The sequence below is a fragment of the uncultured Sphingopyxis sp. genome (assembly GCF_900078365.1).
In the GTDB taxonomy this organism is placed as follows: Bacteria; Pseudomonadota; Alphaproteobacteria; order Sphingomonadales; family Sphingomonadaceae; genus Sphingopyxis.
The window spans coordinates 2,440,747-2,465,948 of the sequence record NZ_LT598653.1 but is presented as its reverse complement, the minus strand read 5'-3'; the positions used below and the strand labels follow the sequence as shown (position 1 = coordinate 2,465,948).

Annotated in this window: 26 protein-coding genes; 18 read left to right on the top strand and 8 right to left on the bottom strand. The window is 66.7% G+C overall.

The window, feature by feature from the left end; genetic code table 11:
* Nucleotides 1-918 carry an EamA family transporter RarD gene (rarD, locus tag QZL87_RS11375; protein WP_295319408.1) on the top strand — a complete coding sequence of 306 codons (918 nt, stop codon included), beginning with the start codon at nt 1-3 and terminating at the stop codon, nt 916-918.
* Nucleotides 919-1,147: 229 nt separating this feature from the next.
* Here rarD and pyrC read toward each other — a convergent pair whose 3' ends face one another.
* A complete protein-coding gene (gene pyrC, locus QZL87_RS11370) occupies nt 1,148-2,170 on the bottom strand; it encodes a dihydroorotase (protein ID WP_295319405.1) in 1,023 nt (340 codons plus the stop codon).
* A 144-nt stretch (nt 2,171-2,314) separates the two neighbouring features.
* On the opposite strand from pyrC, the gene QZL87_RS11365 reads away from it, so the two are divergent.
* From QZL87_RS11365 to QZL87_RS11350, 4 genes are all read left to right on the top strand, one after another.
* Nucleotides 2,315-3,040, top strand: a complete 726-nt coding sequence (locus tag QZL87_RS11365; RefSeq protein WP_295319403.1) for a folate-binding protein — start codon at nt 2,315-2,317, stop codon at nt 3,038-3,040.
* Nucleotides 3,041-3,104: 64 nt separating this feature from the next.
* Entirely contained in the window at nt 3,105-3,695 is a 591-nt protein-coding gene (locus QZL87_RS11360) for a hypothetical protein (RefSeq protein ID WP_295319402.1), read from the top strand.
* A gap of 256 nt (nt 3,696-3,951) precedes the next feature.
* Nucleotides 3,952-4,488: a retropepsin-like aspartic protease gene (locus QZL87_RS11355; protein WP_295319400.1), complete on the top strand. Its 537-nt coding sequence runs from the start codon at nt 3,952-3,954 to the stop codon at nt 4,486-4,488.
* 273 nt (nt 4,489-4,761) lie between these two features.
* Nucleotides 4,762-5,442 (top strand): MBL fold metallo-hydrolase, encoded by a 681-nt coding sequence (locus QZL87_RS11350; RefSeq protein ID WP_295319398.1) that lies wholly within the window; start codon nt 4,762-4,764, stop codon nt 5,440-5,442.
* Nucleotides 5,443-5,588: 146 nt separating this feature from the next.
* On the opposite strand, the gene QZL87_RS11345 is transcribed toward QZL87_RS11350, so the two are convergent.
* Complete coding sequence (locus QZL87_RS11345; protein WP_295319396.1) at nt 5,589-6,026, bottom strand: MAPEG family protein; 438 nt, start codon at nt 6,024-6,026, stop codon at nt 5,589-5,591.
* 325 nt (nt 6,027-6,351) lie between these two features.
* Between QZL87_RS11345 and rpmF the strand changes: the two genes are divergently transcribed.
* From rpmF to QZL87_RS11300, 9 genes are all read left to right on the top strand, one after another.
* A complete protein-coding gene (gene rpmF, locus QZL87_RS11340) occupies nt 6,352-6,531 on the top strand; it encodes a 50S ribosomal protein L32 (RefSeq protein ID WP_011541714.1) in 180 nt (59 codons plus the stop codon).
* A gap of 21 nt (nt 6,532-6,552) precedes the next feature.
* Complete coding sequence (gene plsX / locus QZL87_RS11335; protein ID WP_295319395.1) at nt 6,553-7,587, top strand: phosphate acyltransferase PlsX; 1,035 nt, start codon at nt 6,553-6,555, stop codon at nt 7,585-7,587.
* The gene (locus QZL87_RS11330) at nt 7,584-8,549 is read left to right on the top strand and encodes a beta-ketoacyl-ACP synthase III (RefSeq protein WP_295319393.1); all 966 of its coding nucleotides are present in this window, start codon (nt 7,584-7,586) and stop codon (nt 8,547-8,549) included. Before plsX ends, QZL87_RS11330 begins: the two co-directional genes overlap by 4 nt.
* Before the next feature lie 264 nt (nt 8,550-8,813).
* Nucleotides 8,814-9,107 (top strand): integration host factor subunit alpha, encoded by a 294-nt coding sequence (locus QZL87_RS11325; protein WP_295319391.1) that lies wholly within the window; start codon nt 8,814-8,816, stop codon nt 9,105-9,107.
* A 29-nt stretch (nt 9,108-9,136) separates the two neighbouring features.
* Entirely contained in the window at nt 9,137-9,517 is a 381-nt protein-coding gene (locus tag QZL87_RS11320; RefSeq protein ID WP_295319389.1) for a MerR family transcriptional regulator, read from the top strand.
* Nucleotides 9,518-9,932: 415 nt separating this feature from the next.
* Nucleotides 9,933-10,574, top strand: coding sequence for a hypothetical protein (locus tag QZL87_RS11315; RefSeq protein WP_295319387.1), 642 nt, complete (start codon nt 9,933-9,935; stop codon nt 10,572-10,574).
* The gene (locus QZL87_RS11310; RefSeq protein WP_295319385.1) at nt 10,564-10,866 is read left to right on the top strand and encodes a hypothetical protein; all 303 of its coding nucleotides are present in this window, start codon (nt 10,564-10,566) and stop codon (nt 10,864-10,866) included. Before QZL87_RS11315 ends, QZL87_RS11310 begins: the two co-directional genes overlap by 11 nt.
* Nucleotides 10,838-11,089, top strand: a complete 252-nt coding sequence (locus QZL87_RS11305) for a hypothetical protein (protein ID WP_295319382.1) — start codon at nt 10,838-10,840, stop codon at nt 11,087-11,089. Before QZL87_RS11310 ends, QZL87_RS11305 begins: the two co-directional genes overlap by 29 nt.
* 32 nt (nt 11,090-11,121) lie before the next feature.
* The gene (locus QZL87_RS11300) at nt 11,122-11,391 is read left to right on the top strand and encodes a hypothetical protein (RefSeq protein ID WP_295319380.1); all 270 of its coding nucleotides are present in this window, start codon (nt 11,122-11,124) and stop codon (nt 11,389-11,391) included.
* 54 nt (nt 11,392-11,445) lie between these two features.
* On the opposite strand, the gene QZL87_RS11295 is transcribed toward QZL87_RS11300, so the two are convergent.
* From QZL87_RS11295 to QZL87_RS11285, 3 genes are all read right to left on the bottom strand, one after another.
* Nucleotides 11,446-11,997: a histidine phosphatase family protein gene (locus QZL87_RS11295; protein WP_295319379.1), complete on the bottom strand. Its 552-nt coding sequence runs from the start codon at nt 11,995-11,997 to the stop codon at nt 11,446-11,448.
* Nucleotides 11,998-12,053: 56 nt separating this feature from the next.
* Complete coding sequence (locus QZL87_RS11290; RefSeq protein ID WP_295319377.1) at nt 12,054-14,804, bottom strand: ATP-dependent DNA helicase; 2,751 nt, start codon at nt 14,802-14,804, stop codon at nt 12,054-12,056.
* A 141-nt stretch (nt 14,805-14,945) separates the two neighbouring features.
* On the bottom strand, nt 14,946-15,314 hold the full coding sequence (locus QZL87_RS11285) for a PilZ domain-containing protein (RefSeq protein ID WP_295319376.1): 369 nt from the start codon (nt 15,312-15,314) through the stop codon (nt 14,946-14,948).
* A gap of 185 nt (nt 15,315-15,499) precedes the next feature.
* Between QZL87_RS11285 and QZL87_RS11280 the strand changes: the two genes are divergently transcribed.
* From QZL87_RS11280 to QZL87_RS11270, 3 genes are read left to right on the top strand one after another with little or no spacing between them, the layout of a single operon-like run.
* On the top strand, nt 15,500-17,101 hold the full coding sequence (locus QZL87_RS11280) for a lysine--tRNA ligase (RefSeq protein WP_295319373.1): 1,602 nt from the start codon (nt 15,500-15,502) through the stop codon (nt 17,099-17,101).
* Nucleotides 17,102-17,112: 11 nt separating this feature from the next.
* A complete protein-coding gene (locus tag QZL87_RS11275) occupies nt 17,113-17,598 on the top strand; it encodes a DUF3291 domain-containing protein (protein ID WP_295319370.1) in 486 nt (161 codons plus the stop codon).
* Nucleotides 17,595-18,077, top strand: a complete 483-nt coding sequence (locus QZL87_RS11270; protein ID WP_295319367.1) for an asparaginase domain-containing protein — start codon at nt 17,595-17,597, stop codon at nt 18,075-18,077. Before QZL87_RS11275 ends, QZL87_RS11270 begins: the two co-directional genes overlap by 4 nt.
* 117 nt (nt 18,078-18,194) lie before the next feature.
* Here QZL87_RS11270 and QZL87_RS11265 read toward each other — a convergent pair whose 3' ends face one another.
* Nucleotides 18,195-19,226, bottom strand: a complete 1,032-nt coding sequence (locus QZL87_RS11265; protein ID WP_295319364.1) for a fatty acid desaturase family protein — start codon at nt 19,224-19,226, stop codon at nt 18,195-18,197.
* 470 nt (nt 19,227-19,696) lie between these two features.
* On the opposite strand from QZL87_RS11265, the gene QZL87_RS11260 reads away from it, so the two are divergent.
* A complete protein-coding gene (locus QZL87_RS11260; protein WP_295319362.1) occupies nt 19,697-22,336 on the top strand; it encodes an EAL domain-containing protein in 2,640 nt (879 codons plus the stop codon).
* Nucleotides 22,337-22,358: 22 nt separating this feature from the next.
* On the opposite strand, the gene QZL87_RS11255 is transcribed toward QZL87_RS11260, so the two are convergent.
* Nucleotides 22,359-23,597, bottom strand: coding sequence for a mechanosensitive ion channel domain-containing protein (locus QZL87_RS11255; RefSeq protein WP_295319361.1), 1,239 nt, complete (start codon nt 23,595-23,597; stop codon nt 22,359-22,361).
* A gap of 121 nt (nt 23,598-23,718) precedes the next feature.
* Nucleotides 23,719-24,990: an amidohydrolase family protein gene (locus QZL87_RS11250; RefSeq protein WP_295319358.1), complete on the bottom strand. Its 1,272-nt coding sequence runs from the start codon at nt 24,988-24,990 to the stop codon at nt 23,719-23,721.
* Between the last annotated feature and the right edge of the window lie 212 nt (nt 24,991-25,202).

Genomic DNA, 25,202 nt, shown 5'->3' with positions numbered 1-25,202 from the left:
ATGGCACAGACACCGGCCCCCGCGGGGAGCCATCAGGGCGGGCTGCCCTATGCGATCGCGGCCTATGGCATCTGGGGCTTCGTTCCGCTCTTCTTCAAGCTGATCGCGAGCGTGCCGCCGGTCGAGGTGTTGGCGCAGCGGATCATCTGGTCGCTGCCGCTCTGTTTCCTGATCATGGTCTTCCGGCGGCAGATCGGTGAATATATGGCGGCGCTGAAGGACTGGCGGACGCTGCGGCTGCTGCTTGCGAGTTCGCTGCTGATCGCGGTCAACTGGCTCGTCTATATCTATGCGATCTTCACCGACCATGTGCTCGCGGCGAGCCTCGGCTATTATCTCAATCCGCTCGTCAATGTGATGCTGGGGATGATCTTTCTCGGCGAGCGATTGTCGAAGCTGCAATTGCTGGCGGTGGCGATCGCGGGCGTCGGGGTCGCGATCCTGCTCGCGGGCGCGCTCGACACGCTGTGGATCAGCCTGACGCTCGCTTTTTCGTTCGGCATCTATGGCCTGATCCGCAAGGTGGTGCCGGTGGGGTCGCTTCCGGGGCTTTCGGTCGAGACGACGCTGCTGCTCCTGCCGTCGCTCGGCGTCGCCGCCTGGTATCTGTGGGCGGGCGACGGGCGCGGGTTCGGATCGGACATGTCGATCAGCCTGCTGCTGATGGCCGGCGGCGTCGTGACCGCGGTGCCGCTGCTGCTCTTTGCGACGGCGGCGCGGCGGATGAGCTATGCGGCGCTCGGCTTCGTCCAGTATCTCGCGCCGACGCTCCAGTTCCTGCTCAGCCTGTTCGTCTTCGCCGAGCCGCTCAAGCCCGCGCAGCTCGCCTGCTTCCTCAACGCCGAGGGCGGCATCGATGCGCGCAGCTTCGCCATGCTGCGCAAGATGCGCGCCGAGCGGATGATCGAGGTGGCTTGATCACCGTCGCCCCCGCGCAGGCGGGGGCTGTCGGCGGTTTCAAGCGATCGGACAGACTGAAACGTCCTTTCATCCTTCCCCGTCATCCCGGCGAAGGCCGGGATCTCGCCTTCTCGGAATGACGCACCGGCGGGATCCCGGCCTTCGCCGGGATGACGATATAATTATAAAAGATCACGCTTTCTCCGACGATGCGTAAACCGATAGCGACCCCCACCGGGGCGGCGATTCAGACCAGCCGCCAGCCCAGCGTTTCGCCGGCGTGGAAGGGGACGACGTCGCCGATGCGGTCGGGGACGAGCGTCTCGGCGCGTTCGAGCGTGACGGTGCCTTCATTGAGCGGCAGGCCATAGAAGCGCGGGCCGTGTTCGCTGGCGAAGCCTTCGAAATGGGCCAGCGCGCCATCCTCGTCGAAGGCCTGGATATAGGATTCGAGCGCATAGGGGGCGTTGAAGATGCCCGCGCAGCCGCAGGAGGCTTCCTTGGTATGGACGGCGTGCGGGGCGCTGTCGGTGCCGAGGAAATATTTGGGCGAGCCCGAGGTCGCGGCTGCCCGCACCGCGAGCCGGTGATGCTCGCGCTTCGCCACCGGCAGGCAATAGGCGTGCGGGCGGATGCCGCCGACGAGCATCGCGTTGCGGTTGATATGAAGGTGCTGCGGGGTGATCGTCGCGGCGACGTTGGCGGGGGCGTCGGCGACGAACTGCGCGGCCTCCGCCGTCGTTATATGCTCGAAGACGATCTTGAGCGCGGGCAGCGCGCGGACGAGCGGTGCGAGCGTGCGTTCGATGAACACCGCCTCGCGGTCGAATACGTCGACGTGCGTGTCGGTGACCTCGCCATGGATCAGGAGCGGCATGCCGATCTCCTGCATCTTTTCCAGCACGGCCATGATGTTCGCGACGTCGGTGACTCCGTGCGCGCTGCCGGTGGTCGCGTGCGCGGGATAGAGTTTGGCGGCGGTGAAGACGCCCTCGGCATGGCCGCGCGCCATTTCGTCGGCGCTGCTGTGGTCGGTGAGATAGGCGACGATCAGCGGCATGAAATCGAGCCCGGCGGGCACGGCGGCATTGATGCGGTCGCGATAGGCGCGGCCTTCCGCGGCGGTGGTCACCGGGGGCGAGAGGTTCGGCATGACGATCGCGCGCGCGAACTGGCGCGCGGTATATGGCGCGACATGTTCGAGCATCGCGCCGTCGCGCAGATGGACGTGCCAGTCGTCGGGGCGGCGGATCGTCAGGCGGTCGGTCATTAAAGTCTCCCCCCTCCCGCTTGCGGGAGGGGCCGGGGGTGGGCGAGTCCATCGCGCGCTTAGCGGATGTTGCTGCCCACCCCAACCCCTCCCGCAAGCGGGAGGGGCTTTAAGTCGTCGGCTCGCGGCCCTATGTCCCGATCCATGCCCAATACCACCCTCAACGACCGTGCCCTCGTCCGTCTGTCAGGGGAGGATGTCCGTGGTTTCCTGCAAGGGCTCGTCACCAACGACACGTCGGGGAATTTGCCGGTGTGGGCGGCGCTGCTCACCGCGCAGGGCAAGGCGCTGTTCGACTTCCTGATCTGGGCGGACGAAGCGGACGTGCTGATCGACTGCGAGCGCGAGGCGGCGGATGATCTCGTCAAGCGGCTGACGCTCTATCGCCTGCGCCGCGCGATCACGATCGCATTGGAGCCCGAGTTGGCGGTGCATTGGGCGCCCGCGGGGGACCTTGGCGTCGTCGATCCGCGGCTGGCCGGGCTCGGCCAGCGCTGGCTGGCGCCGGCGGATGAAGGCGAGGGCGCCGACGCTGCATGGCGCGCGCACCGGCTGGCGCTGGGCGTCGCCGAGGGCCGCGCCGAATTCGGCGACGGAGCGACGCTGTGGCTCGAATGCAATGCCGCCGAACTGAACGGGGTCAGCTTCACCAAGGGCTGTTACGTCGGGCAGGAAAATACCGCGCGGATGAACTGGCGGCAGAAGGTCAACCGGCGGATCGTCGTCGTGCCGATCGCCGAGGCCGATGAAAAGCGGCAAATGATCGCCTATCCCGAACTCGGCTGGTCGGTCGAGCATCGGCGGGTGGAGGATATCGACCCAGCGGCAGCGCCCGCATGGATGCGCGAGGGGCTCGCCGCCGGTTCATGACAGGTGCAGCCCTTTGTTGCTAGAAGATGGTCATTCTTGCATGACGAAACAGAAGGATATGCCGATGCGCGCCCTGCTGATCTCGTCGGCGCTCGCCGCCGCTTTCGCTCTGTCCGCCGCCGCCGGGGCGGCGCCGACCTCGCTCTTGCCCGTCCATCCGGAAGCGCGCGCGCCCGCCTCGGCGCTGGCACCGCTGGCGAAGGAGTCGGTCTGGACGCCGCGCTTCGAGGCGGCCGCCAGCGAACTCGCCGAGGCCCTGCGCTCGCGCGATGAGGCGCGGTGGGGGCCGTTGCTTGGCGGGAAGTGGCTCGCCGCCGCCGATCGCGAGCGCGTGAGGCGCCTGCTCGAGGACCGCGACAGCCCGTTCCGGCCTGCGCTCTTCTCGAAGGAGTTCCCGCATCGCGCCATTTTCGGCTGGAGCGCACCCGCGTCGATGAGCGCCGACGAGCGCGCGGCGATCGAGGCTGGGCAGGAGGCCGAGGCGCTGGTCTGTTGGTCGGCGCAGGCCGATCCGGCATGGCCCCGGACCGCCGTCGAGGCCGACAACCGGCCAGGACGCCCCTATGCCTGTACGCGGATCGCGTACAGCATCCGCGGCGGCGCGCCGGTGTGGCGTGCCTTCATCGAGCAATCCCAGGCGCGACCGAATGAATGAAGCATGTGTGTCCCCGCGAAGGCGGGGACCCATCTCCTGCCGGTTTGAATGGACGCCGACCGGAGATGGGCTCCCGCCTTCGCGGGAGCAAGCGGCTCGTTTGGGGCAAAGAGGACCAAGCTTCAGGCACATCCCGATTGGTGTTCCGACTTCGGCCAAGAGGCCGATTTATGACAGGATGGCGTCAGGACTCCGCTTAACCAATCCCCAACCCATATCTGCGACAAGCGCGCCCATGATCGGGCGGTTTCTTGGCTTGGCGGTCGCCATCACGGCGGTGTCGGTCGGCGTGGCGAGCGTCGCCGGCCGCTCGACGGGCGATGGCGACGGTGCGCGGGCGACGGCGGAGACGCCGGGCGGCGGCAATTGGACGACGCAGCGGAGCAGGCGTGGCGGTTGGTCGTCGGCTTCCGCTCCGGCAGCGGCGGGCGGCGAAGTGCGCCTCGGCCGGTCGGGCGACTCGCATTTCTATGCCGACACCGAAGTCGACGGCACCCATATCCGCATGATGGTCGACAGCGGCGCGTCGATCGTCGCGCTGACGCGCCGCGATGCCGAGGCGATCGGGATGGACGTCGACAGCCTGCCGATCGGCGGTATGGCGCGCACCGCGGGCGGCGACGTGCCGATGCGCACGGTGACGCTGGACAGCATCGTGGTCGAGGGGATCGAGGTGCGGCAGGTGCCGGCGGCGGTGGTCGATGCCGACATGGGCGTCTCGCTGCTGGGGCAGAGTTTTCTGGCGAAGCTCGATGCGGTGAGTGTCGAAGGCGATATGATGACGCTGCGTTGAGGGGGAGCGTTCGGCTTTGGAGTGGAGAGCTGCCGTTGCGATCCATCAAGCCCCTCCCCTTCAGGGGAGGGGTTGGGGTGGGGGCTATCGGCCTTGCGCAAGGCCGATAACCCCCACCCCACTGCGACTAGGCAGCAAGCTGCCAAGTCTGCGTTGCCCCTCCCCTGAAGGGGAGGGGCTTAACAAGGAGACGGGTCCGCTCCCGGCCGAAAGCCGCCCTGTCATCCAGCCGCGCCCTTGCCATTGCCGCCGCTTTTCCCCACATCGAGCGCCATGAATGATCCCAATCCTCCCGCCAATCCCCCGATGCGCGCGGCGATCGTGCCGGTCACCGCCTTTCAGCAGAATTGCACCTTGCTGTGGTGTACCGCGACCAACAAGGCGGCGTTCGTCGATCCCGGCGGCGACCTGCCCAAGCTGAAGGAAGCGGTGCGGCAGACGGGGGTGGAGGTCGAGAAGATCCTCGTCACTCACGGCCATATGGATCATTGCGGGCAGGCCGGGATGCTCGCCAAGGAACTAGGCGTGCCGATCGAGGGGCCGCACGAGGACGACCTCTTCTGGATCGAGCGTTTCGCCGAGGATGGCGCGCGCTTCGGCATGGTCGGCGAGCCGTTCGAGCCCGACCGCTGGCTGGTCGATGGCGACAGGGTGACGGTCGGCGATCTCGCGATCGACGTCATCCACTGTCCGGGGCACACGCCGGGGCACGTCGTCTTTCACCATGCGCCGTCGAAGCTCGCGATCGTCGGCGACGTGATCTTTCAGGGATCGATCGGACGCACCGATTTTCCGCGCGGCAATCACCAGCAATTGCTCGATTCGATCACGCGGAAATTGTGGCCGCTTGGCGGCGATACGACCTTTCTGCCCGGGCACGGCGCGCACAGCAATTTCGCGCACGAACGGCGGACCAACCCGTTCGTGAGCGATATGGCTTTGGGGACGACATAAGCACCCCTCCCGCAAGCGGGAGGGGCAGCGAGACTTGCGAGCTTGCTCGCTAGTCGCAGCGGGGTGGGCCAATGCTAGGTCGCTGCCCACCCGTGGTCAGAGGCACGTGACTCTGACCACCCCCTCCCGCAAGCGGGAGGGGAGAGTCAGCGCGGCGTTGCCGCGACCGTTTCGATCGCGGTCGTCGTCACGCCGGTCGGGGTCAGATAGACGATCGCGAGCGCACCGAGCGCGAGGCCGAGCTGGGTGAGCATGGTGACGATCGTGCCGACCATGCGGCCCCACAACATCCCGTCCATGCCGAGTGCGTGCAGGATGCGCGCGACGAGATAGAGCGCGCCGACGCCCCACAGCCACATCGACGAGCCGAGGCCCAATTCGACGAGCGCGAGCAGGATCAGTACGAAGGCGGTGTTTTCGACGAAATTGCTGTGCGCGCGCATCCGCCGGGTGAGGAGATCGTTGCCGCCGTCGCCGATGAAGACCTTTTCCTTCGTCCGCACGCGGCCGACGCGGAGCGCGAGCCACAGGTTGAGCAGCGCCGCTCCGGCGGCGATCGTCAGGCTGATCGGCAAGATGATCATTTGTTCCCCCTCTTGCACCGGCTGGTCCGGCGACAGGGATGGTGTGGCATTGCGCGGGGAGCAGGGCAAGCCTGCGCCGGAGAATGACGTCGCAGCCATTCCCGCGCAATGGGCTTGCCTTTGCGGGCAAAAACGCTATAGCCGCGCCCGATCCGGCACCCGACACCATCTGGCGTTGAGGCACCTTCCGGCGGAAGATTTTTCCTGCGTCATCCAGGCGGGAATGGGCTTCGGCGCGGCGGGCGGGCCAGTCTTTTCCGGCAACGGGAACGACAAATCCGGGTAGCCGATTCGTGATACAACATTTGAGAATGCAGGAAAAATCATGGCCGTTCCCAAGCGAAAAACCTCGCCCTCGAAGCGCGGCATGCGTCGCAGCCACGACAGCCTGAAGGTCGAAGCCTTTCAGGAATGCCCGAATTGCGGCGAGCTGAAGCGCCCGCACAACCTCTGCAACGCCTGCGGCCATTATAACGGCCGCGAAGTGGTGTCGGTCGGCGCGTAACCTTAGCGGGAGGGCGTCGGAATGGTACTGACACCGCGAATCGCAATCGATGCGATGGGCGGTGACGTCGGCGTGCGCATGATGCTCGCCGGCGCCGCGATGGCGCGCCACAAGCACGACGGCCTCCGCTTCATCCTCGTCGGCGACGAGGAGCGGATCAAGGCGGCGCTCGACAATCACCCGAACCTGCGCGCGGCGTCGGAGATCCTCCACACCGACGGCGTGGTGTCGGGCGAGGACAAGCCGAGCCAGGCGCTGCGCAAGGCGAAGAGCACCTCGATGGGGCTCGCGATCGACGCGGTGAAGCGTGGCGACGCCGGCGGCGCCGTGTCGGCGGGCAACACCGGTGCTTTAATGGCAATGGCGAAGCTCGCGCTGCGCACGATGCCGGGGATCGACCGGCCGGCGCTCGCGGCGCTGCTGCCGACGCTCGGCGACAATGACGTCGTGATGCTCGACCTCGGCGCCAATACCGATTGCGACGCCAATAATCTGATCCAGTTCGCGGTCATGGGCGCGGCCTATGCGCGCACCGCGATGGGGCTGGAAAAACCGCGCGTCGCCTTGCTCAACATCGGCACCGAGGAGCTGAAGGGTACCGGTGAGATTCGCGACGCCGCGGCGCGGCTGCGCGAGGCGCACGGGCTGCCGATGCAGTTCACCGGCTTTATCGAGGGCGACAAATTGTCGCGCGGCGAGGTCGATGTCGTCGTGCATGACGGCTTTTCGGGCAATATCGCATTGAAGACGATCGAGGGAACGGCGCGTTTCGTCACCGACCTGCTCCGCCGCGCCTTTACCAGCTCGACGCGCTCGAAGATCGGCTTCCTGATCTCGCGCCCCGCAACCGAGCTGCTGCGCCACCATCTCGACCCCAATAATCACAATGGCGCGGTGTTCCTCGGCCTCAACGGCGTGGTGCTCAAGAGCCATGGCAGCGCCGATGCCAAGGGGGTCGCGAACTGCGTCCACCTCTGCGCCGAGCTGATCGAAAAGGATATTACGCGTCAGGTGACCGAGGATCTCGCGAATTTCCGCAGCGGCGACGCGGCATGACGCTGCGCGCTGTCCTGACCGGCACTGGATCGGCGCTGCCGCGCACGCGCGTGTCGAACGACGAGCTCGCCAGCCGCGTCGATACGAGCGACGAATGGATCGTCGAGCGCACCGGCATCCGCTTTCGCCATATCGCCGAGCCCGACGAGACGACCGCGACGCTCGGGGCCGATGCGGCGCGGCAGGCGCTCGCCGCCGCGGGGCTCGAACCCGCCGACATCGGGCTGATCATCGTCGCGACCGCGACCCCCGACAATACGTTTCCGGCGAGCGCCACGAAAGTGCAGGCGCTGCTGGGCGCGCCCGATTGCATCGCCTTCGACGTCGCCGCGGTCTGCTCGGGCTTTCTCTATGCCGTGTCGGTCGCCGATTCGATGCTGCGCACCGGGGCGGCGAAACATGCGCTGGTGATCGGCAGCGAGACGTTCAGCCGCATCCTCGACTGGGAGGACCGCACGACCTGCGTGCTGTTCGGCGACGGCGCGGGCGCGGTGGTGTTGTCGGCCGAAGAGGTCGCCGACGACCGCGGCATCCTCGCGACGCGGCTCCATGCCGAGGGCAAATATTCGGACATGCTCTATGTCGACGGCGGGCCTTCGACGACGGGGACGGTCGGCCATGTCCGGATGCAGGGGCGTGAAGTGTTCCGCCATGCCGTCACCAACCTGGCATCGGTATTGGCCGAGGTGATGGAAGAGATCGGGCTGTCGGCCGAAGAGATCGACTGGGTCGTGCCGCACCAGGCGAACAAGCGGATCATCGACGCGACCGCGAAAAAGCTGGGCCTGCCCGCCGAGCGCGTCGTGTTGACGGTCGACCAGCATGCCAACACCTCGGCCGCGTCGGTGCCGCTCGCGCTCGACCTCGCGGTGCGTGACGGGCGGATCAAGCGCGGCGATCTGGTGGTGCTCGAAGCGATGGGCGGCGGCTTCACCTGGGGCGCGGCGGTGCTGCGGGTATAGTTTGCGCGCGTTGCGGCACCGGCCCGCTCCCCCTCCCGGCCTTACACAGGCTACTATCGTCGGGGAGGCCGGGAGGGGGAGCGGGCCGGTGCCGCCTCTATCGCGCGTCTGAACCTTCGTTCCGGCGCGTCAACTTCTCCTTCCATCCGTTTCAGTTTGGCGGATTAATTCGGATTTGTTACATATGCGTAACGGGACTCGTGACGGTGGGGGCTGTCCGGGAACCGGCCGCGCATTTTCGCTTCAGAGGGGGAAGGGATCAACATGACCGCAGGGACGCTCACGCGAGCCGACATCGCCAGCCGCATCAACCAGCAGATCGGACTGTCGCGCAATGAATCGGCGGCGATCGTCGAATCGATTCTGGATCATATGTCCGACGCGCTTGCGGTCGGGCAGAATGTGAAGATTTCGGGCTTCGGCACCTTCGTGCTGCGCGACAAGGCGCAGCGGATCGGCCGCAATCCCAAGACGGGGGTCGAAGTGCCGATCCTGCCGCGGCGCGTGATGACCTTTCGCGCCAGCCAGTCGATGCGAGCGCGCGTTGCCGGAAAATAGGTTTCGCCCGATCGATGCCGAGGCCCGGCATGGCGGGTGATGACGGCAAGGCGGCGGGCGCCATGCTGGCGATCGGCGAACTGGCGGTGCGGATCGGGGTGCCGACGCATGTGCTCAGATATTGGGAAACGCGTTTCCCGCAATTGAAGCCGCTCCAGCGCTCGGGCCGCCGCCGCTATTACCGCGCCGAGGATGTCGCGCTCGCCGAGCGCATCCACCATTTGCTGCATGTGCAGGGATTCACGGTCGAGGGCGCGCGTAAGGCGCTGTCAGAGCCGGGCGCCGTGCCCGCGCCGCGCGCCGCGTCGATGCACGAGACGCTTGAGGCTGCGGCACCGGCGCGAGGGGCTGGCATTCCAGTTGAAGCGCTCGTCGCGCTGCGCCAGCGGCTGGCCGCGGCGCTAGGTTGAAGCGAAGGCGATTCTGCCCAGCGATGCCGGCTTGGGGGCGAGTGTTTCCGATCCTCCGGTGCCGGGACGGATCGGTAGCTTCCGACAAAGAAAGAAGCTCGATGAGGTACGGGATTTACGGAAAGAGCCCTGCCAGACGACAGGGCCCTCCCATCCTCTGCGATCGTGACCAAAGGAAGCCCCGTCGGCTTTCCGGGTCGCCAAGGAAAGCCTCTGTCATACGAGGCTAGGCCAATTCGGGGATATGTCGAATCAATTCGGTCCATTCCGCGGAAAAAGCAGATTTGACGCGTGTTGCCCGGCGCGCGCGCCTTGAAAAGCAGGCGGGCCGCCCCATTTACGATATATCGCCGGCCTTGTTCTGCATACCGGTGACTGAGAGACCATCGCGCTCCCGCAAAATGGGAGGCTGACGGTGGATCTTAACCAACTTCTCTATCATCACCAGATGGCGCTCATGGCGGTGAGCCAAGCCCGGCGCGACGGCCATTTGCTGCCCAGCTTCGATCTGCCGCGCTATTATGCGAAGCGGATCAACGAATATCGCGAACGGCGCGGCCTGGCGAGCGGGTTTGCCGCGGTCGCCGAACAGGCGCACGGCGGTCCGAAGGCCGACCCGCCGGTTTCGGAGCCGGCGAGCGACTACCCGGTTTTTGTTGGCGACACGCTGATTGCCGAACTGCTCGTCAACGAGGCGCTGGCGATGACCGAGGAGGAAAGGGCGACCTTCGGCTTGGAAGATGTCGTTGGCCGGCTTGTCGCGGTCCAGGAGGATATTTGGGTTATCGGACGCGACATCTATCGCGCGCTCGGCCTCGACGAGGACAAGCTGGCCGCGCTTGCGGCCAAGTTGTCCGCCTTGCCCGATTTGCATCCAGCCGATGCGGTGCATCTCCAGCCGTTTCGGTCGCTATCGGATGCGGGCATCGTCCATACATATGTGGAACAGTTCCGGGTCGGGCCATTCCGATATTCGAACATCGACGACGCGCGCGCCGCGCTCCGGCGTCAAGGTTCCGGGAGCGGGGCCGAAGGAGAGCAAGCCAATGACGCCTGAGCAGGATAAGCCGCGCACCGCTTTGGCGAGTGCGCGTACAAACCCGTTTCGGCGAAATCGCAAGGTCACACCCCTTGCGCCGGAGGATGCGCAGCGGCAAGGCGCGATCAGCGCGCTGGCGTTCCAGCTGCTCGGCGGGCGCGACGCGGCGCTCGACTTTCTCAACACCGAAGACACCATTCTGAGCGGGCGTCCCATCGCGGTCGCGACGCGAAGCGACGCCGGCTATGCCAGCGTCGAGCGCGAGCTTCGCGCACGATCCCTTGTCCGGGATGCGCCGCATGGAGGATGATCGAGAAGGTGTCAGTCACATCGTCCGCTGCTGGTTCGAGTGGGAGATCGACGGCCTTGCGCGAAAGGTCATTCTCGTCGTCGAAACCGATCTTCCCATGCAGCCCGACGAAAACGGCTATGAAGTCATCGCTCTCGATGAGCTTCGCGCCGCTGCCATCGCCCGGTCGCGAGCGTCCCCTGGCGCTATCGACCGGATCCGCATCGTTCCGGTTCGCTACTAGCTGGCCCGCGCAAGAGGATCGGACGTCATGATATGGCCGACTATGAGATTATCGCCGTCCGCGTAGGTACCGGTAATGGCCGGACGCATCATATCGCCGCGGTGAAGGTGGGCGAGAGCCTGTTCCTCGCCGATCAGATCGTCGACTGGATCAATGCCGGAACCCACCGTTTCTGGGTGTGGTTCCAGAATGAAGAGATCAATGTGATCGCGAAGGCGCAAGGCTCTTCGCGGCGCTATTATTTGACCATAACAGACGGAAGCTTCCCGCCCGTCGCTCTGCTATCGCTGCCCCGGTTCTGATCGGGAGGCCGGCTTGGCTCGATTGCCGATATTCCGGCACGATACTGGCCGCGCTCAATCGTCGTCCATCGCGGGGGCGAGGGCGGGGTCGAGGTCGCGGGGGCGGATGAAGTCGGCGAAGCGCGCCATGCCGGTGTCGAGATCGTGCCAGTCGGCGATGTCGAGGTCGAGCCGCGCGAGCGCCGAGGTCGGCAGCTTTTCCTCCACCTTGGCGCGCAGCTCGTCGCCCGCCGATTCGGGAACGAGCATCAGGATCAGATCCTCGAGGCCGGGGTTGTGGCCCGAGATCAGCAGGTGCCGCGCATCGCAGCCGGTGTCGCGGATCACGTCGATCAGCGTCGCGGCGGAGGCGAGATAGATGCGGCGGTCCCAATGCGGTTCGAGTGCGTCGAGGCCGGCGGCGGGCTGGAAGATGTCGAGCGTTTCGGTGACGCGGACCGCGGGCGAGGCGATGATGCGGTCGACCGGCAGTTTGCGCCGTTTCAGCCATTGGCCGATCAGTTCGGCGCCGCGCGCGCCGCGCTTGTTGATCGGACGGTCGAAATCGCGTTCGACGGCCACGTCCCAACCCGATTTGGCGTGGCGCAGGATGGTCAAAGTCTTCAAAATATCTCCCCGCGTCCCCGCGCTTATGCCCTTATCCGGGGCCTTGTGCCGCAAACTTATGACGGTGAAAAGGCGGGAAAGGCGCTTTTCCTTCTTTCCACATTCGCCGCGGCGACATGATTGACCGCTTCGTCGAGCGGCAGGCGGCGGATCGGGGTGCCTTCGGGAAAGGCGCTAAGCAGCCGCGAGGGAAAGCTGGGCGAGAGCATCACAAACTGGCCGAAATCGTCGGCGCGGCGGATCAGGCGGCCGAACGCCTGTCCGATGCGCGCGCGGATCACCATGTCGTCATAGGCGCTGCCGCCCTGCGCCGCGCGCCGCGCCGCGTGGAGGATGGTGGGGCGCGGCCATGGCACGCCCTCCATCACGACGAGCCGGAGCGAATCGCCAGGCACGTCGACGCCGTCGCGCAGCGCATCGGTGCCGAGCAGCGAGGCGTGCGGGTCGGCGCGAAAGATGTCGACGAGCGTGCCGGTGTCGAGCGGATCGACATGCTGCGCGAAGAGCGGCAGTCCCGCGCGCGCGAGCCGGTCGGCGATGCGCGAATGGACGATGCGCAGCCGCCGGATCGCGCTGAACAGCCCGAGTGCGCCGCCCCCCGACGCCTCGATGAGCCGGCTGTAGGCGCCGGCGAGCGCGGGCAGATCGCCGCGCGCGATGTCGGTGACGATCAGCACCTCGGACTGGCGCGCATAATCGAAGGGGCTCGGCACCGCGAAATGCTGGACGCCGCCGTCCATGTGGCGCGCGCCGGTGCGGATGTCGGCGTCGGTCCAGCCGCCGGTTCCTTTGGCGCCGCTGCCATGGCCGCCGCCGCGCAAGGTCGCCGAGGTGACGAGCACGCCTTGGGCCGGGCGGTAGACGACCTCGGCGATCGGGCGCGCGGGGTCGAGCCAGTGGCGGTGGAGGCCGCAATCATATTCGCGCCCGTCGTAGCGGTCGACCGCGAGCCAGTCGACGAAATCGGGGTCGGCGGGGCCGCCGACGCGCCCGAGCAGCGACAGCCAGCCGCCCAATGTGTCGATGCGCGTGCCGAGGCTGTGGCGCGCGCCATCGACCCTCGCGCGCGCTTGTCCGTCGAGCCAGTCGGGCGGGTCCTCGATCAACGCCTCGAGCCTTTTGCCGAGCGCCATCAGCGGGCGGAGCAGCGCCTCGATCGCGTCGCTCGCGCTCGCGGCGGCGGTGACGAGTTCGGGGTCGGGATCGGCGAGCTCGGTTTCGAGGCCGTAACCGCTGTCGGCGGTGCGGCTGTCGATGCCGCGCGCATAGACCATGGCGTGCACCGCGACGAGCAGCCGCTCGATCGCACCCCATGGCTCGTTTTCGGACAGGCGGCCGAGCCAGCCATCGCCGGGGAGTTCGGCGGCGGCGTGGATCGCCGCCTGAATCGCCTTGTCGCCGGCCTCGTCATAGCTCGCGACATCGGCGAGGCGCGCGGCGAGCCCGCGCCGCCGCCCGCGCGACTTGCCCTCGGGGCCGAGCACCCAGCGGCGGATTTCGACCGCTTCCTGTCCGGTGAGCGCGGCGGCGAACATGCTGTCGGCGGCGTCCCAGAGATGATGGCCCTCGTCGAAGATCAGGCGGGTGGCGGGAGCGCCGCCGTCGCGCGGGCGCGCCGCCTGCACCATCGTCAGCGCATGATTGGCGATGACGATGTCGGCCTGCGTCGCGGCGCGCGCCGAATGTTCGATGAAGCATTTGCGGAAATGCGGGCAGCCCGCATAGATGCACTCGCCGCGCCGGTCGGTGAGCGCGGTGGTGCCGTTGCGGCGGAACAGCGCGGGGAGCCAGCCGGGAAGGTCGCCGCCGATCATGTCGCCGTCGCGCGTATAGGCCGCCCAGCGCGCGACGAGCTGCGCGAGGATTGCGGCGCGCCCCGAAAAACCGCCTTGCAATGCGTCCTCGAGGTTGAGCAGGCAGAGGTAGTTTTCGCGGCCCTTGCGCACGACGACTTTTTCGCGGTGCGTCGCGGCGTCGGGGTAGAGCCGCTCGGTCTCGCGCGATAGCTGGCGTTGCAGCGCCTTGGTGAAGGTCGAGATGCAGACGCTGCCCGCCGACTGGTCGATCCATTGTTTGGCGGGGGCGAGATAGCCCAAGGTCTTGCCGATGCCGGTGCCGGCTTCGGCGACGAGCATCTGCGGCGCGTCCTTGCGCTCGCGCGGGGCGAAGATTGCGGCGGTCGCGCGGGCGTAATCTTGTTGTCCGGGGCGGCGCTCGGCGCCGTCGCCGGTGAGCCGGTCGAGCCGCGCGGCGACGTCAGCTTCGTCGATCGTCACTTGGCGCGGCGCGCCTCGCGGCGATTGCTCCTCCCACTCGGGGAGGCGCGCGAAGAGCCAGCGTTCGCTCGCGTCGGGGCGGGCGAGGCGCGGCTGGACGAGCGGCGCCCAAGGCCAGCGCTGGCGCGCCAGTGCTTCGACGCCGTGCCACGCGCCTTCGCGTTCGGGCCAGTCGGGATCGGTGAGGCTGGCGAGCATCGCGGCCGCCGCTTTAGGCAGGAAGGCGGCGATGTCTTCCTCGGCCTTGGGCGGCGTCAGCCCGACGGCGGCGGCGATTCCCGCCGGGGTCGGCACCGCGAAGCGCGCGGGATAGAGAAAGGCGAAGAGCTCGAGCAGGTCGAGCCCCGAGAGTTCGGGATAGCCGAGCCGGTCGCCGGTCAGCGGCGCGCCGATGAGCAGATGCGGGGTTGCCGCGACCGCCGCGATCGCCTCGCCGCGCCCGACACGCTGCACGCGGCCGTGCGTGTCGGCGATCCAGATGCCGATATGGCTCGCATGGATCGCGGGGAGGGTAAGCGGGTCGAGCGCCATCGTCCCACGCTAGGGACAAAAGAGGAACGCGGCAAGCATGGCGCACAATTTCGTCATTCCCGCGAAAGCGGGAACCCAGTGGCAACGGTTACTCGCTGGGTTCCCGCTTTCGCGGGAATGACGAGCTATTGGGAGGTCGCGTCAACTCAATCCGCGCCGTCCGAATACCGCCGGGCGGTTGCGGTGGAATATCTGCGCGGGTTCGATCATCGCCGCGCTCCGTGCGCTCTGGAGCGCCTTGTGGAGCGCGCCATGCGTCAGTTCATAGGGAAAGCGCACGCCCATGCGGTCATATTCGGACCACATGACGACGGCGTAGGTGACTTCGCCGCCATAATGGATTTCGCAGCGCGAGCGCGCCGGCATGCTCGCCCCGTCGACGCGCGCGCCGCCTTCCGACAGGTCAGTGATCCGGCCGTCGACCAAGCTGAGGATGCCGTTGACGGTGACGTCGATCGACACCGGGGTGCGCTTGTGGCCGCGGGCAGTAGGAGTGCGGAAGTTCGTCATGTCGCGAGGCTAGGCCCGGCATGGTAAATTTTCCGGTAACGGTGATCAGAAGACGTCGCCCCCGCGAAGGCGGGGGCCGCTGCCGGTTTACGCAGCGATGCCGGAAAAGGCCTCCAGCGGCCCCCGCCTGCGCGGGGGCGACGGGCGTGCTTTTCTTCCGCCCGCCTTGCCGCTATGGGCGCGGCATGACTGACTTGCACCTTCATCCTTCGCTGCGCGAGCCCGCGCAAACGTCCAAGGCCTGGCCGTTCGAGGAAGCGCGCAAGCTGGTCAAACGCTATCCGGGGGGCAAGCCAGCGGGTGCCCCCGTGCTGTTCGAGACCGGCTATGGTCCGTCGGGGTTGCCGCATATCGGCACCTTCAACGAAGTGCTGCGCACGACGATGGTCCGCCGCGCCTATGAGGCGCTGACCGGCGGCGCCGCGACGCGGCTCGTCGCGTTCAGCGACGACATGGACGGGCTGCGCAAGGTTCCCGACAATGTGCCGCAGCAGGATATGCTACGCGAATATCTGGGCAAGCCGCTCACCGCGATCCCCGATCCGTTCGGCAAGTATGAGAGTTTCGCGCATCATAACAATGCGATGCTGCGCGAGTTTCTCGACCGTTTCGGCTTCGAATATGAATTCGTCAGCTCGACCGAGCGATATAAGGCAGGCGCTTTCGACGCGGCGCTGAAGAATGTGCTGCGCCACAATCAGGACATTCTCGACATCATGCTGCCGACGCTGCGCGCCGAGCGCGCCGCGACCTATTCGCCGATCCTGCCGGTCAGCCCGAAGTCGGGAATCGTGCTGCAGGTACCGGTGACGGTGGTCGATGCCGATGCCGGTCTCGTGTCGTTCGAGGACGAGGGCGAGACGATCACGCATTCGATCCTCGGCGGCGGCGCCAAGCTGCAGTGGAAGGTCGACTGGGCGATGCGCTGGGTCGCGCTCGGCGTCGATTACGAGATGTACGGCAAGGATCTGACCGACAGCGGCGTCCAGTCGGGCAAGATCGCCAAGGCGCTCGGCGGACGCAAGCCCGAGGGGCTGATCTATGAAATGTTCCTCGACGAAAAGGGCGAGAAGATTTCGAAGTCGAAGGGCAACGGCCTCTCGATCGAGGAATGGCTGAGCTATGGCAGCGAGGAAAGCCTCGCCTTCTTTGCGTTCCGCGAGCCCAAGGCGGCGAAGCAGCTCCATATCGGCGTCGTGCCCAAGGCGGTCGATGAATATCTGCAGATGCGCGGCAATTATCCGGCGCAGGAACCCGACAAGAAGCTCGGCAATCCGGTGCATCATGTTCATGTCGCGCGGGGGCAGGATGTGCCGGCAACCGAACTGCCGGTGACCTTCGGGCTGCTGCTCAACCTCGTCGGGGTGATGGGCGCCGATGCGTCGAAGGAGCAGATCTGGCGCTACCTCGGCCAATATGTCGCGGGCGCCGATGCGACGAGCTATCCCGAACTCGACCGGCTGATCGACAATGCGATGGCGTATAACCGCGATTTCGTCGCGCCGACGCTGAACCGCCGCAAGCCCGCGGGCGGCGAGGGGGCGGCCTTGCGCGAACTCGACGCCAAGCTCGCAGCGCTGCCCGCCGATGCTTCCGCCGACGATATTCAGAACATCGTGTACGAGATCGGCAAGAACGAGGCCTATGGCTTTGAAAATCTGCGCGATTGGTTCAAGGCGCTCTATGAGACCCTGCTCGGATCGAGCGCGGGGCCGCGCATGGGCAGCTTCATCGCGCTGTTCGGCATCGACAACACGCGGCGGCTGATCGCCGAGGCCTTGGCGTAAGGAAGGCGGGCATGGCAAGTTTTGAACTCGCGCAAATCAATATTGCGCGCTTCCGCCTGCCCGCCGATCATGTCGCGAACCGCGATTTCATGGACGCGCTCGATGGCGTGAACGCGATCGCCGAGGCGAGCGATGGTTTCGTGTGGCGACTGGCCGGTGACGGCAACAACGCGACCGACGTGCCCGTCACCGATGACCCGCACGTCATCGCGAACATGTCGGTGTGGCGCGATCTCGATGCGCTTGCCGCCTTCGTCTATCGCCAGCCCGAACATCTTTCGATCATGAAGCGGCGCAAGGAATGGTTCGACCATATAGGCATCTATCAGGTGCTTTGGTGGGTGCCCGCCGGGCATCGACCGACGGTGGCCGAAGGGATGGCGCGGCTCGCGTTGCTCGAAGCGCACGGGCCGGCCGCCGAAGCCTTCACCTTCAAGCGGCCCTTCGCCGTCCCCGATGGCACGCCGGCGCTGCCGGTGCAGGACGAATGCGCATGATCGACATTTTCACGACCGGCGGGACGATCGACAAGGTCTATTTCGACGCATTGAGCGAGTTCCAGATCGGGCCCGCGGCGATCCCCGACATGCTGCGCGAGAATAATGTCCATGTCGCGCACCGCGTCACGCAGCTGATGCGCAAGGACAGCCTCGAATTGGATGACGCCGACCGGGAGAAAATCCGCGCCGCGGTCGCGGCGAGCGATGCGTCGCGCATCCTTGTCACCCATGGCACCGACACGATGGTCGTAACCGGCCGCGTGCTCGCGGGGATCGAAGGCAAGACGATCGTGCTGACCGGCGCGATGCAGCCCGCGTCGGTGCGCGCGAGCGATGCCGAGTTCAACGTCGGATTTGCGCTCGCGGCGGTGCAGACGCTGCCGCCCGGGGTTTATGTGGCGATGAACGGGATGATCTTTGATCCGGCGAAGACGGTGAAGGACCGGGCGGGAGCGCGGTTCGTCGAGCAGGATTGATAGTATACTCATCGTCATCCCGGCGAAGGCCGGGATCTCGACGGTGTGTCAGGCCGAAACGATGAGATCCCGGCCTTCGCCGGGATGACGAGTTATGAATAACCGTCGTGGCGGGTTTCAGCCGGCGGCGGTGACCTGCCGCAGCACGGCGGTGTAATTCGGTGCGATCGTCATCGCTTCATGCTTACCCGCGCGGCCGAGCGCGGCGTGGACCTCTGGCAGGCGATAGCAGGGCACGCCCATGAACAGGTGATGCTCGGCGTGATAATTCACCCAATATGGAGCGACCGTCGCGCGCGCGAGCCAGCCCGCGTGCGTGGTGCGCGCGTGGGTGAACGGGTCCTCGCTGCCGGTCGTCGTGCAGGCATGTTCGGCGATGTTGCGGATGCGCAGGTAAAGCTGAAAGGTCGTCGCGAGTCCCGCAAGCCAGAGCAGGTACGGCGTCCAGCCATAGAGCGCGAGCGAGGCCGCGAGCAGCACCGCCTGGACGATCAGGAAACGGCCGACCGCGCGCGTCACCGCCATCGCGCCCGCGACGTCGATCGTCGGTGACGTCATGCCATCGTCGGATTGCTTGTTGAAGGGCGTGCCGGCCTTGGTGCTCGCGCCGCCCTTCTGCGCCGCCTCGCCGTGTAGCATCGCCTTGAGGCCGGCGAAGGCGAAACCGAACTGCGCCATGCGCTGTTTGAAGAAGGTTTGCCCGGTCAGATCGCGCAGCATCTTGCGGCGCAGGCTGGCGCGTGTGGTGGGAAAGGGCTTCGACAGCGAGAGGTCGGGATCCTCGGGCTGCTGGGTGAATTTATGATGCTGGAGATGATAGGTGCGATAGGCGATCAGGTCCGAACCGACCGCCGCACCGGTCAGCCATTGGCCGAGGAAATTGTTGAACTTGCGGTTCGGGTGCAGCGCGCCATGCGCCGCGTCGTGCATCAGGATCGCGAGGCCGAGCTGACGCCCGCCGACGAAGACCACCGCGAGCAGCCAGGCGGCGGGGTTCTGCGACCAGGCGGCGAGACCGACAAGCGCGACGCTGACGATCCACGCATGCGCGACCAGCCAGATGCCGCGCCACGACGAGGCGCGCGTGATCGCCGACCATTGGGCGCGGTCGAAAAAGCGGTCGGGCGGGAAGAGACGGACGGCAGGCATGCCGCACCATAACAAGTTGCGAACCGAAACGTAACCCCTTCCGTTTTGGTGGTCATGGCTTTTGACCGCGATAGCGGTACGGCTGGTTTCGGCCGGTAGCGGACGTTCTTCTCCCCTCCCGCTTGCGGGAGGGGAGTATCAGGTTGATCAGCCCCCGGGCTGATCAAGGATGTGCCGGGGGCACATCCGACCTGATACTGGGTGGGCGGCGACGTTGCGATTGCCCACCCCGCTGCAACTAGCGAACAAGTTCGCAAGTTTCGCTGCCCCTCCCGCCCGCGGGAGGGGAAACCAGCTCAACTCCTAAACGTCGTCAATCCACTCCAAAGCCCACATCCTCCGGCGAGTTGCATCGGTGACCGTCTCCGTTTTGGCACAGTATCGGCGGAAATCGGTGCGCTGCGGTAAGGATTTGGTAACCCCCTGCGGCCAGTGAAACCGCCATCACATAAAGCGGGAAAATCAGGGCATTGGGGGTAAGGCGCAGCATCATCGGGCCGGGGGCGGGCGATCTGGCGACGGGCGAATCGCTGTTCGATTCGCCCGAGTTCGTCGCCGGCGTCATGCGCGTCGCGAAGCTGTGGCATCATGTGCTGATCGGCCGCGTTCTCGCTTTCCTGAGCTTCGCCTTCCTGCCGGGCGCCGCCGGCTTCCTCGATCATCTCTCGCACTGGCTGGTGATGGCGGCGGGGCTGCCGTGCGACGTCGCGCTGATGGTGATCGGCCAGGCGATGCGCCGGCCGCGGCCGATCGCGCAGCAGCGCGTGCGGACGATGGCGATGCTGTGCATGGCGCTGATCGCGCTCGGTTCCTTGCTCAACGCCGCGGCGATGTTCGCCGCGATCGCGGTTCCCGACGGGGGACGCTATTTCGACGCCTTCACCGCGATCCATGTCGGGTCGCTGCTGGTCGCGGCGTCGGCGGCGGCGATCGTGCGGCCGGCCTTTTTCACCTTTGCCGGAGCGACGGTGCTCGGCGGGGCGATCGGCGTCGCGTCGTGGCCGTTCGGCGTCGCCGGTTTCATCTTCCTGGGCCTGCTCACCGCGATGATGCGCGAGGACGTCCGCCATCAACGGCGTGCGACGCGCGCGGCGCGCCTCGCGATCGGCGACCAGCAGCGCGCGCTGGGTCTGGTGCGCGATTTCGAGCGCGCGGGGCGCGGCTGGTTCTGGGAAACCGATCGCGACGGACGGCTCGTCTATATTTCGCCGACCGTCGCGGCGCGTCTCGACCGGCCGCTCACCCATCTGCTCGGCCACCCCTTTACCGACATCATCCGCAAGCGCGTCGGCAAGGACGAAAGCGAGGAACGCACGCTGGGGTTCAGCCTGTCGTCGCGCACGCCGTTCAAGGAATTGACGGTGCAGGCAGCGGTGCCGGGCGAGGAGCGCTGGTGGTCGATTTCGGGCCAGCCGATCAGCAACGAATTCGGCAATTTTCAGGGATTCCGCGGCAGCGGCACCGACCTGACCGACCAGAAGAGGTCGGAGCGCGAGATCAACCAGCTCGCGCGCTACGACACGCTGACCGGTCTTGCCAACCGGCGCCACATCACCGACCTGCTCGAGCGCGCGCTGAAGAGCCACAGCGGCCAGCCGCAGCCGTGCGCGCTGCTGTTGATGGACCTCGACCGCTTCAAGGCGGTGAACGACACGCTGGGCCATCCGGTCGGCGACCAGCTGCTCCAGCAGGTCGCAGGAAGGCTGACCCAGATCGTCGGCGACAAGGGGCAGGTCGGGCGGCTCGGCGGCGACGAGTTCCAGATCGTCGTGCCGCAGCTGAGTCAGCCCGAAAAGCTCGCGGGGATCGCCAATGCGATCATCCTCAGCCTCGCCAAGCCCTTCGCGATCGAGGGCGAGCAGGTGCGCATCGGATCGTCGATCGGGATCGCGGTTTCGGACGGGCAGGGGGTGAGCGCCTCCGCGCTCGTCCGCAACGCCGACCTCGCTCTTTACGCCGCGAAGGATGCGGGGCGCGGCGTCTATCGCTTCTATGCCGACGCGATGCACAACCAGGCGAGCGAGCGCAAGGCGATCGAGGACGCGCTGCGCGACGCGCTGGCGAAGGACGAGCTGCAATTGCTCTATCAGCCGATCGTCGATGTCGCGAGCGAGCGCATTTCGGGGTTCGAGGCGCTGATCCGCTGGCATCATGCGAGCGCGGGGACGATCAGCCCGTCGAAATTCATCCCCGTCGCCGAGGAATCGAACCTGATCGTCCCGATCGGCGAATGGATCATCCGCTCGGCCTGCGCCGCGATCGCAAAGCTCGGCCCGGGCTACCGCGTCGCGGTCAATGTCTCGCCGCGCCAGTTCGCCAATGAAAAGCTGCCGGCGACGATCGTCAACGCGGTGTCGGCGGCGGGCATCCGGCCCGAGCAGCTCGAGCTCGAGATCACCGAGGGGGTCTTCCTCGACGAAAGCGCCGAGAATCTCGCGATGTTCCAGAAGCTGAAGCGCACCGGCGTGCGGCTGGCGCTCGACGATTTCGGCACCGGCTATTCGGCGCTCGGCTATCTCAAGAAGGCGCCGTTCGACAAGATCAAGATCGACCAGAGCTTCGTCCTCGGCGCGGCCGACAGGACCAGCATGAACGCGGCGATCATCTCTTCGATCGTGGGCCTCGCGTCCGCGCTTGATATGGAGACGACCGCCGAGGGGGTCGAGACGCACGACGATCTCGCGCTGGTCCGCAGCCTCGGGTGCAGCCATGTCCAGGGCTATATCTATGGACGCCCGATGGACCTCGGCGAAGTGCTCGCGCTGCTCCGCGAGGGCGGCGGACGCGTCGAGGCCAAGGGTTTCAAGAGCGCGCGCGAGCCGCGGCTGACGGTCTTCCGCACGATCCAGATCGACAGCGGCGGCTATCGCTACGAGGCGATCGTCCGCAATATGTCGTCGCGCGGCGCGCTGATCGAGGGGCTGTGGAATGTTCCGGCCGGAACGCCGATGACGCTTGAATTCGGGGCCGGGCAGCCGGTCGACGCCGAGGCGCGCTGGTCGGCGGGCAATCGCGTCGGCGTCCAGTTTGCCGAGGCGGTCGAGATCGAGGCGCTGATCGGGACGAAAGCCGCCGCGCCGGCGCGCGGACGCGTCCGGCGGGCGGCTTGACGCTCGCCGCGCGGCGTCGCGCTCAGGCCGCGAGACCGCGCCGCAGATCGAGGCCGCTCGGCTCCTGGAAAGCGCGGAGGCCGAATTCGGGCAGGATCGCCAGCAGGTGGTCGAAGATGTCCGACTGGATATCCTCATAGGCGTTCCACGCGGTCGTGTTGGTGAAGCAATAGATTTCGATGGGCAGCCCCTGCGGGGTCGGCGCGAGCTGGCGGACGATCATCGACATGCCCTTGGCGATATGCGAATTGGCGCGGAGATATGCGACGATATAGGCGCGCAGCGTGCCGATGTTGGTGACGCGGCGGATGTTGACGGGGTCGCGCCCGGCCCGTTCCGCCGCGGCGTTCCATTCGCCAAGTTCGGCCTGCTTGTGCCCGAGATAATCGTCGAGCAGCTGGAAGCGGTGCAGCGCCTGCTTTTCGTCGGGGGTCAGAAAGCGGATATCGTTCTGGTCGATGAAAAGCGAGCGTTTGATCCGCCGTCCACCCGATTCGGACATGCCGCGCCAGTTCTTGAAGCTTTCCGAAATCAGCCGGTGGGTTGGGATGGTGGTGATCGTCTTGTCCCAATTCTGCACCTTGACCGTGTGGAGCGCGATGTCGATCACGTCGCCGTCGGCGTTGAGCGCGGGCATTTCGATCCAGTCGCCGACGCGCAGCATGTCGTTCGAAGTGAGCTGGACCGACGCGACGAGCGACAGGATCGTGTCCTTGAACACCAGCAGCAGCACTGCCGCCATCGCGCCGATGCCCGACAGCAGGAGAACCGGCGACTGATCCATCAGTGCGGCGATGATCAGGACGGCCGCGCCGCCGTAGAGAATGATCTTCAGGAGCTGGACATAGCCCTTGATCGGGCGGCTGGCGGCATCGGGGCGCCGGTCGTATATCTCGTTGCCGAGACTGAGCGCGCGGCTGATCGCCATCGCGACGAACAGGATGATCGACGCGGCGGCGACGTTGCTGATCACGGTGACGGCGGCGGGCGGCAGGTTCGGGACTGCCCCGATCCCCTTCGATACGATGAGTGCTGGCACGATATTGGCAAGCCGCGCCGCGACGGGCAGCGGGGTGAGCCCTTCGTGCGGCAGCCACCGGGTGAAGATGCGCAGCACGATATGCTTGACGATGAAATTGGCGAGCCACGCGAGGGATGCGAGGATGCCGAAGGCGATCAGCGTTTCGGCCCAGGGCGGCAGGTCGGCGAGGAAAGGGATGGAATCGGCGGTCGAGAGGCTTTGTATCGTGAATTGGCGCATAGCGTCATGCCCGCAAGGCGGCGGGTCAATCTCCTTTGGCTGTGAGTGAAGACCCAAGGGTGAACCACGCGCCCGGCCGTGTCAAATAACCCGGAACCGACGGGCGCGCGGCGCCCGATGGTCACTCCGCAATCCGGCCGCGCGCCATCACCCAATCGACCTTTTCGAGCGCGGTGACGTCGTCCAGCGGATCGCCGCTCACCGCGATCATGTCGGCCGACAGGCCCGGCGCGATGCGGCCGATCTCGCTTTCCATCGACAGCAGTTTCGCGGCGACCGTCGTGGCGCTCGCCAAGGCTTCGCGGGGCGTGAGGCCATATTTGACGAGCAGCGCGAACTCCTGCCCGTTGCGGCCATGCTCGAATACGCCCGCGTCGGTGCCGAAGGCGATCGGCACGCCGAGCGCCTTGGCGCGCGTCACCGCCTTGCCGACGTCGCCGAGCGTCATGCGCACCTTGTTTTCGACCGCCGGGGTGTAGACACCCTTGCCGAGCCGCTCGCGGATCCCTTCGAACGCCATGAGCGTCGGGACGAGATAGGTGCCCTTGGCCTTCATCACCTTCAGCGTCGCGTCGTCGGCGAAGGTGCCATGCTCGATGCTGTCGATCCCCGCCGCGGCGGAGGCGGTGATGCCGCCCGCGCCATGCGCGTGCGCCATCACCTTGAGCCCGAGCGAATGGGCGGTGTCGGCGATGCTCTGGAGCTCGGCGCTGGTGAAATGGCCCTCTAGCCCGCGCGCCTGCTGCGACAGGACGCCGCCGGTCGCGGTGATCTTGATGACGTCGGCGCCGGCGCGCGACGCCTTGCGCACCTTTTCGGCGCATTCGAGCGCGCCGGTGCAGGTATAGCCCGTGTCGAGCACATCGTGGACATCCTCGCGGAAGCCGGTGACGTCGCCGTGGCCGCCGATGATCGACAGCGCCGGGCCTGCGGCGACGATGCGCGGCCCCTCGATGAAGCCGTTCGCGGTGCCGCGGCGCAGCGCATAGGCGGTATATTGCGCCGACCCCGCCTCGCGCACCGTGGTGAAGCCGGCGCGCAAGGTGATCGCGGCGTTTTTCGCGCCGACGACGACGCCCCATTCGTCGGGATTGACGGCTTCGCTGCGATAATCGCCGCCCGGATCGCCGGTCAAATGGACGTGGAGGTCGACGAGGCCGGGAAGCAAGGTCTTGTCGCCGAGGTCGACGATTTCGGCGCCCGCAGGCGCCTCGGCGCGGCCGGGCGTGATCGCGGTGATGCGATCGTCGGTGACCACGACGGTCGAGGGGCCCTGAGCGGGTTTGCTGGCGTCGGTGATGACGCGGGCGGCATAGATGATGGTGGTTTTTGCGTGCGCCGTGCTTCCGAGCAGCGCCAGCGTCGCTGCCGCGACCAATCCCAATTTACGCATGAAATCTCCCCTGTCTGATCGCGCTACCGTGGCGGAGCGGGCGAGGGAGGGCAAGGGGGGAGTGAGGAATGTCGGTTTTGGGGTGGGGAAGCGGACGCCCCTCTTTAACCGTCGCCCCCGCGAAGGCGGGGGCCGCTAGCGGGCTTACTCAGAGGCGCTGCGTATACCGACAGCGGCCCCCGCCTTCGCGGGGGCGACGGCTAGTTTCGGCC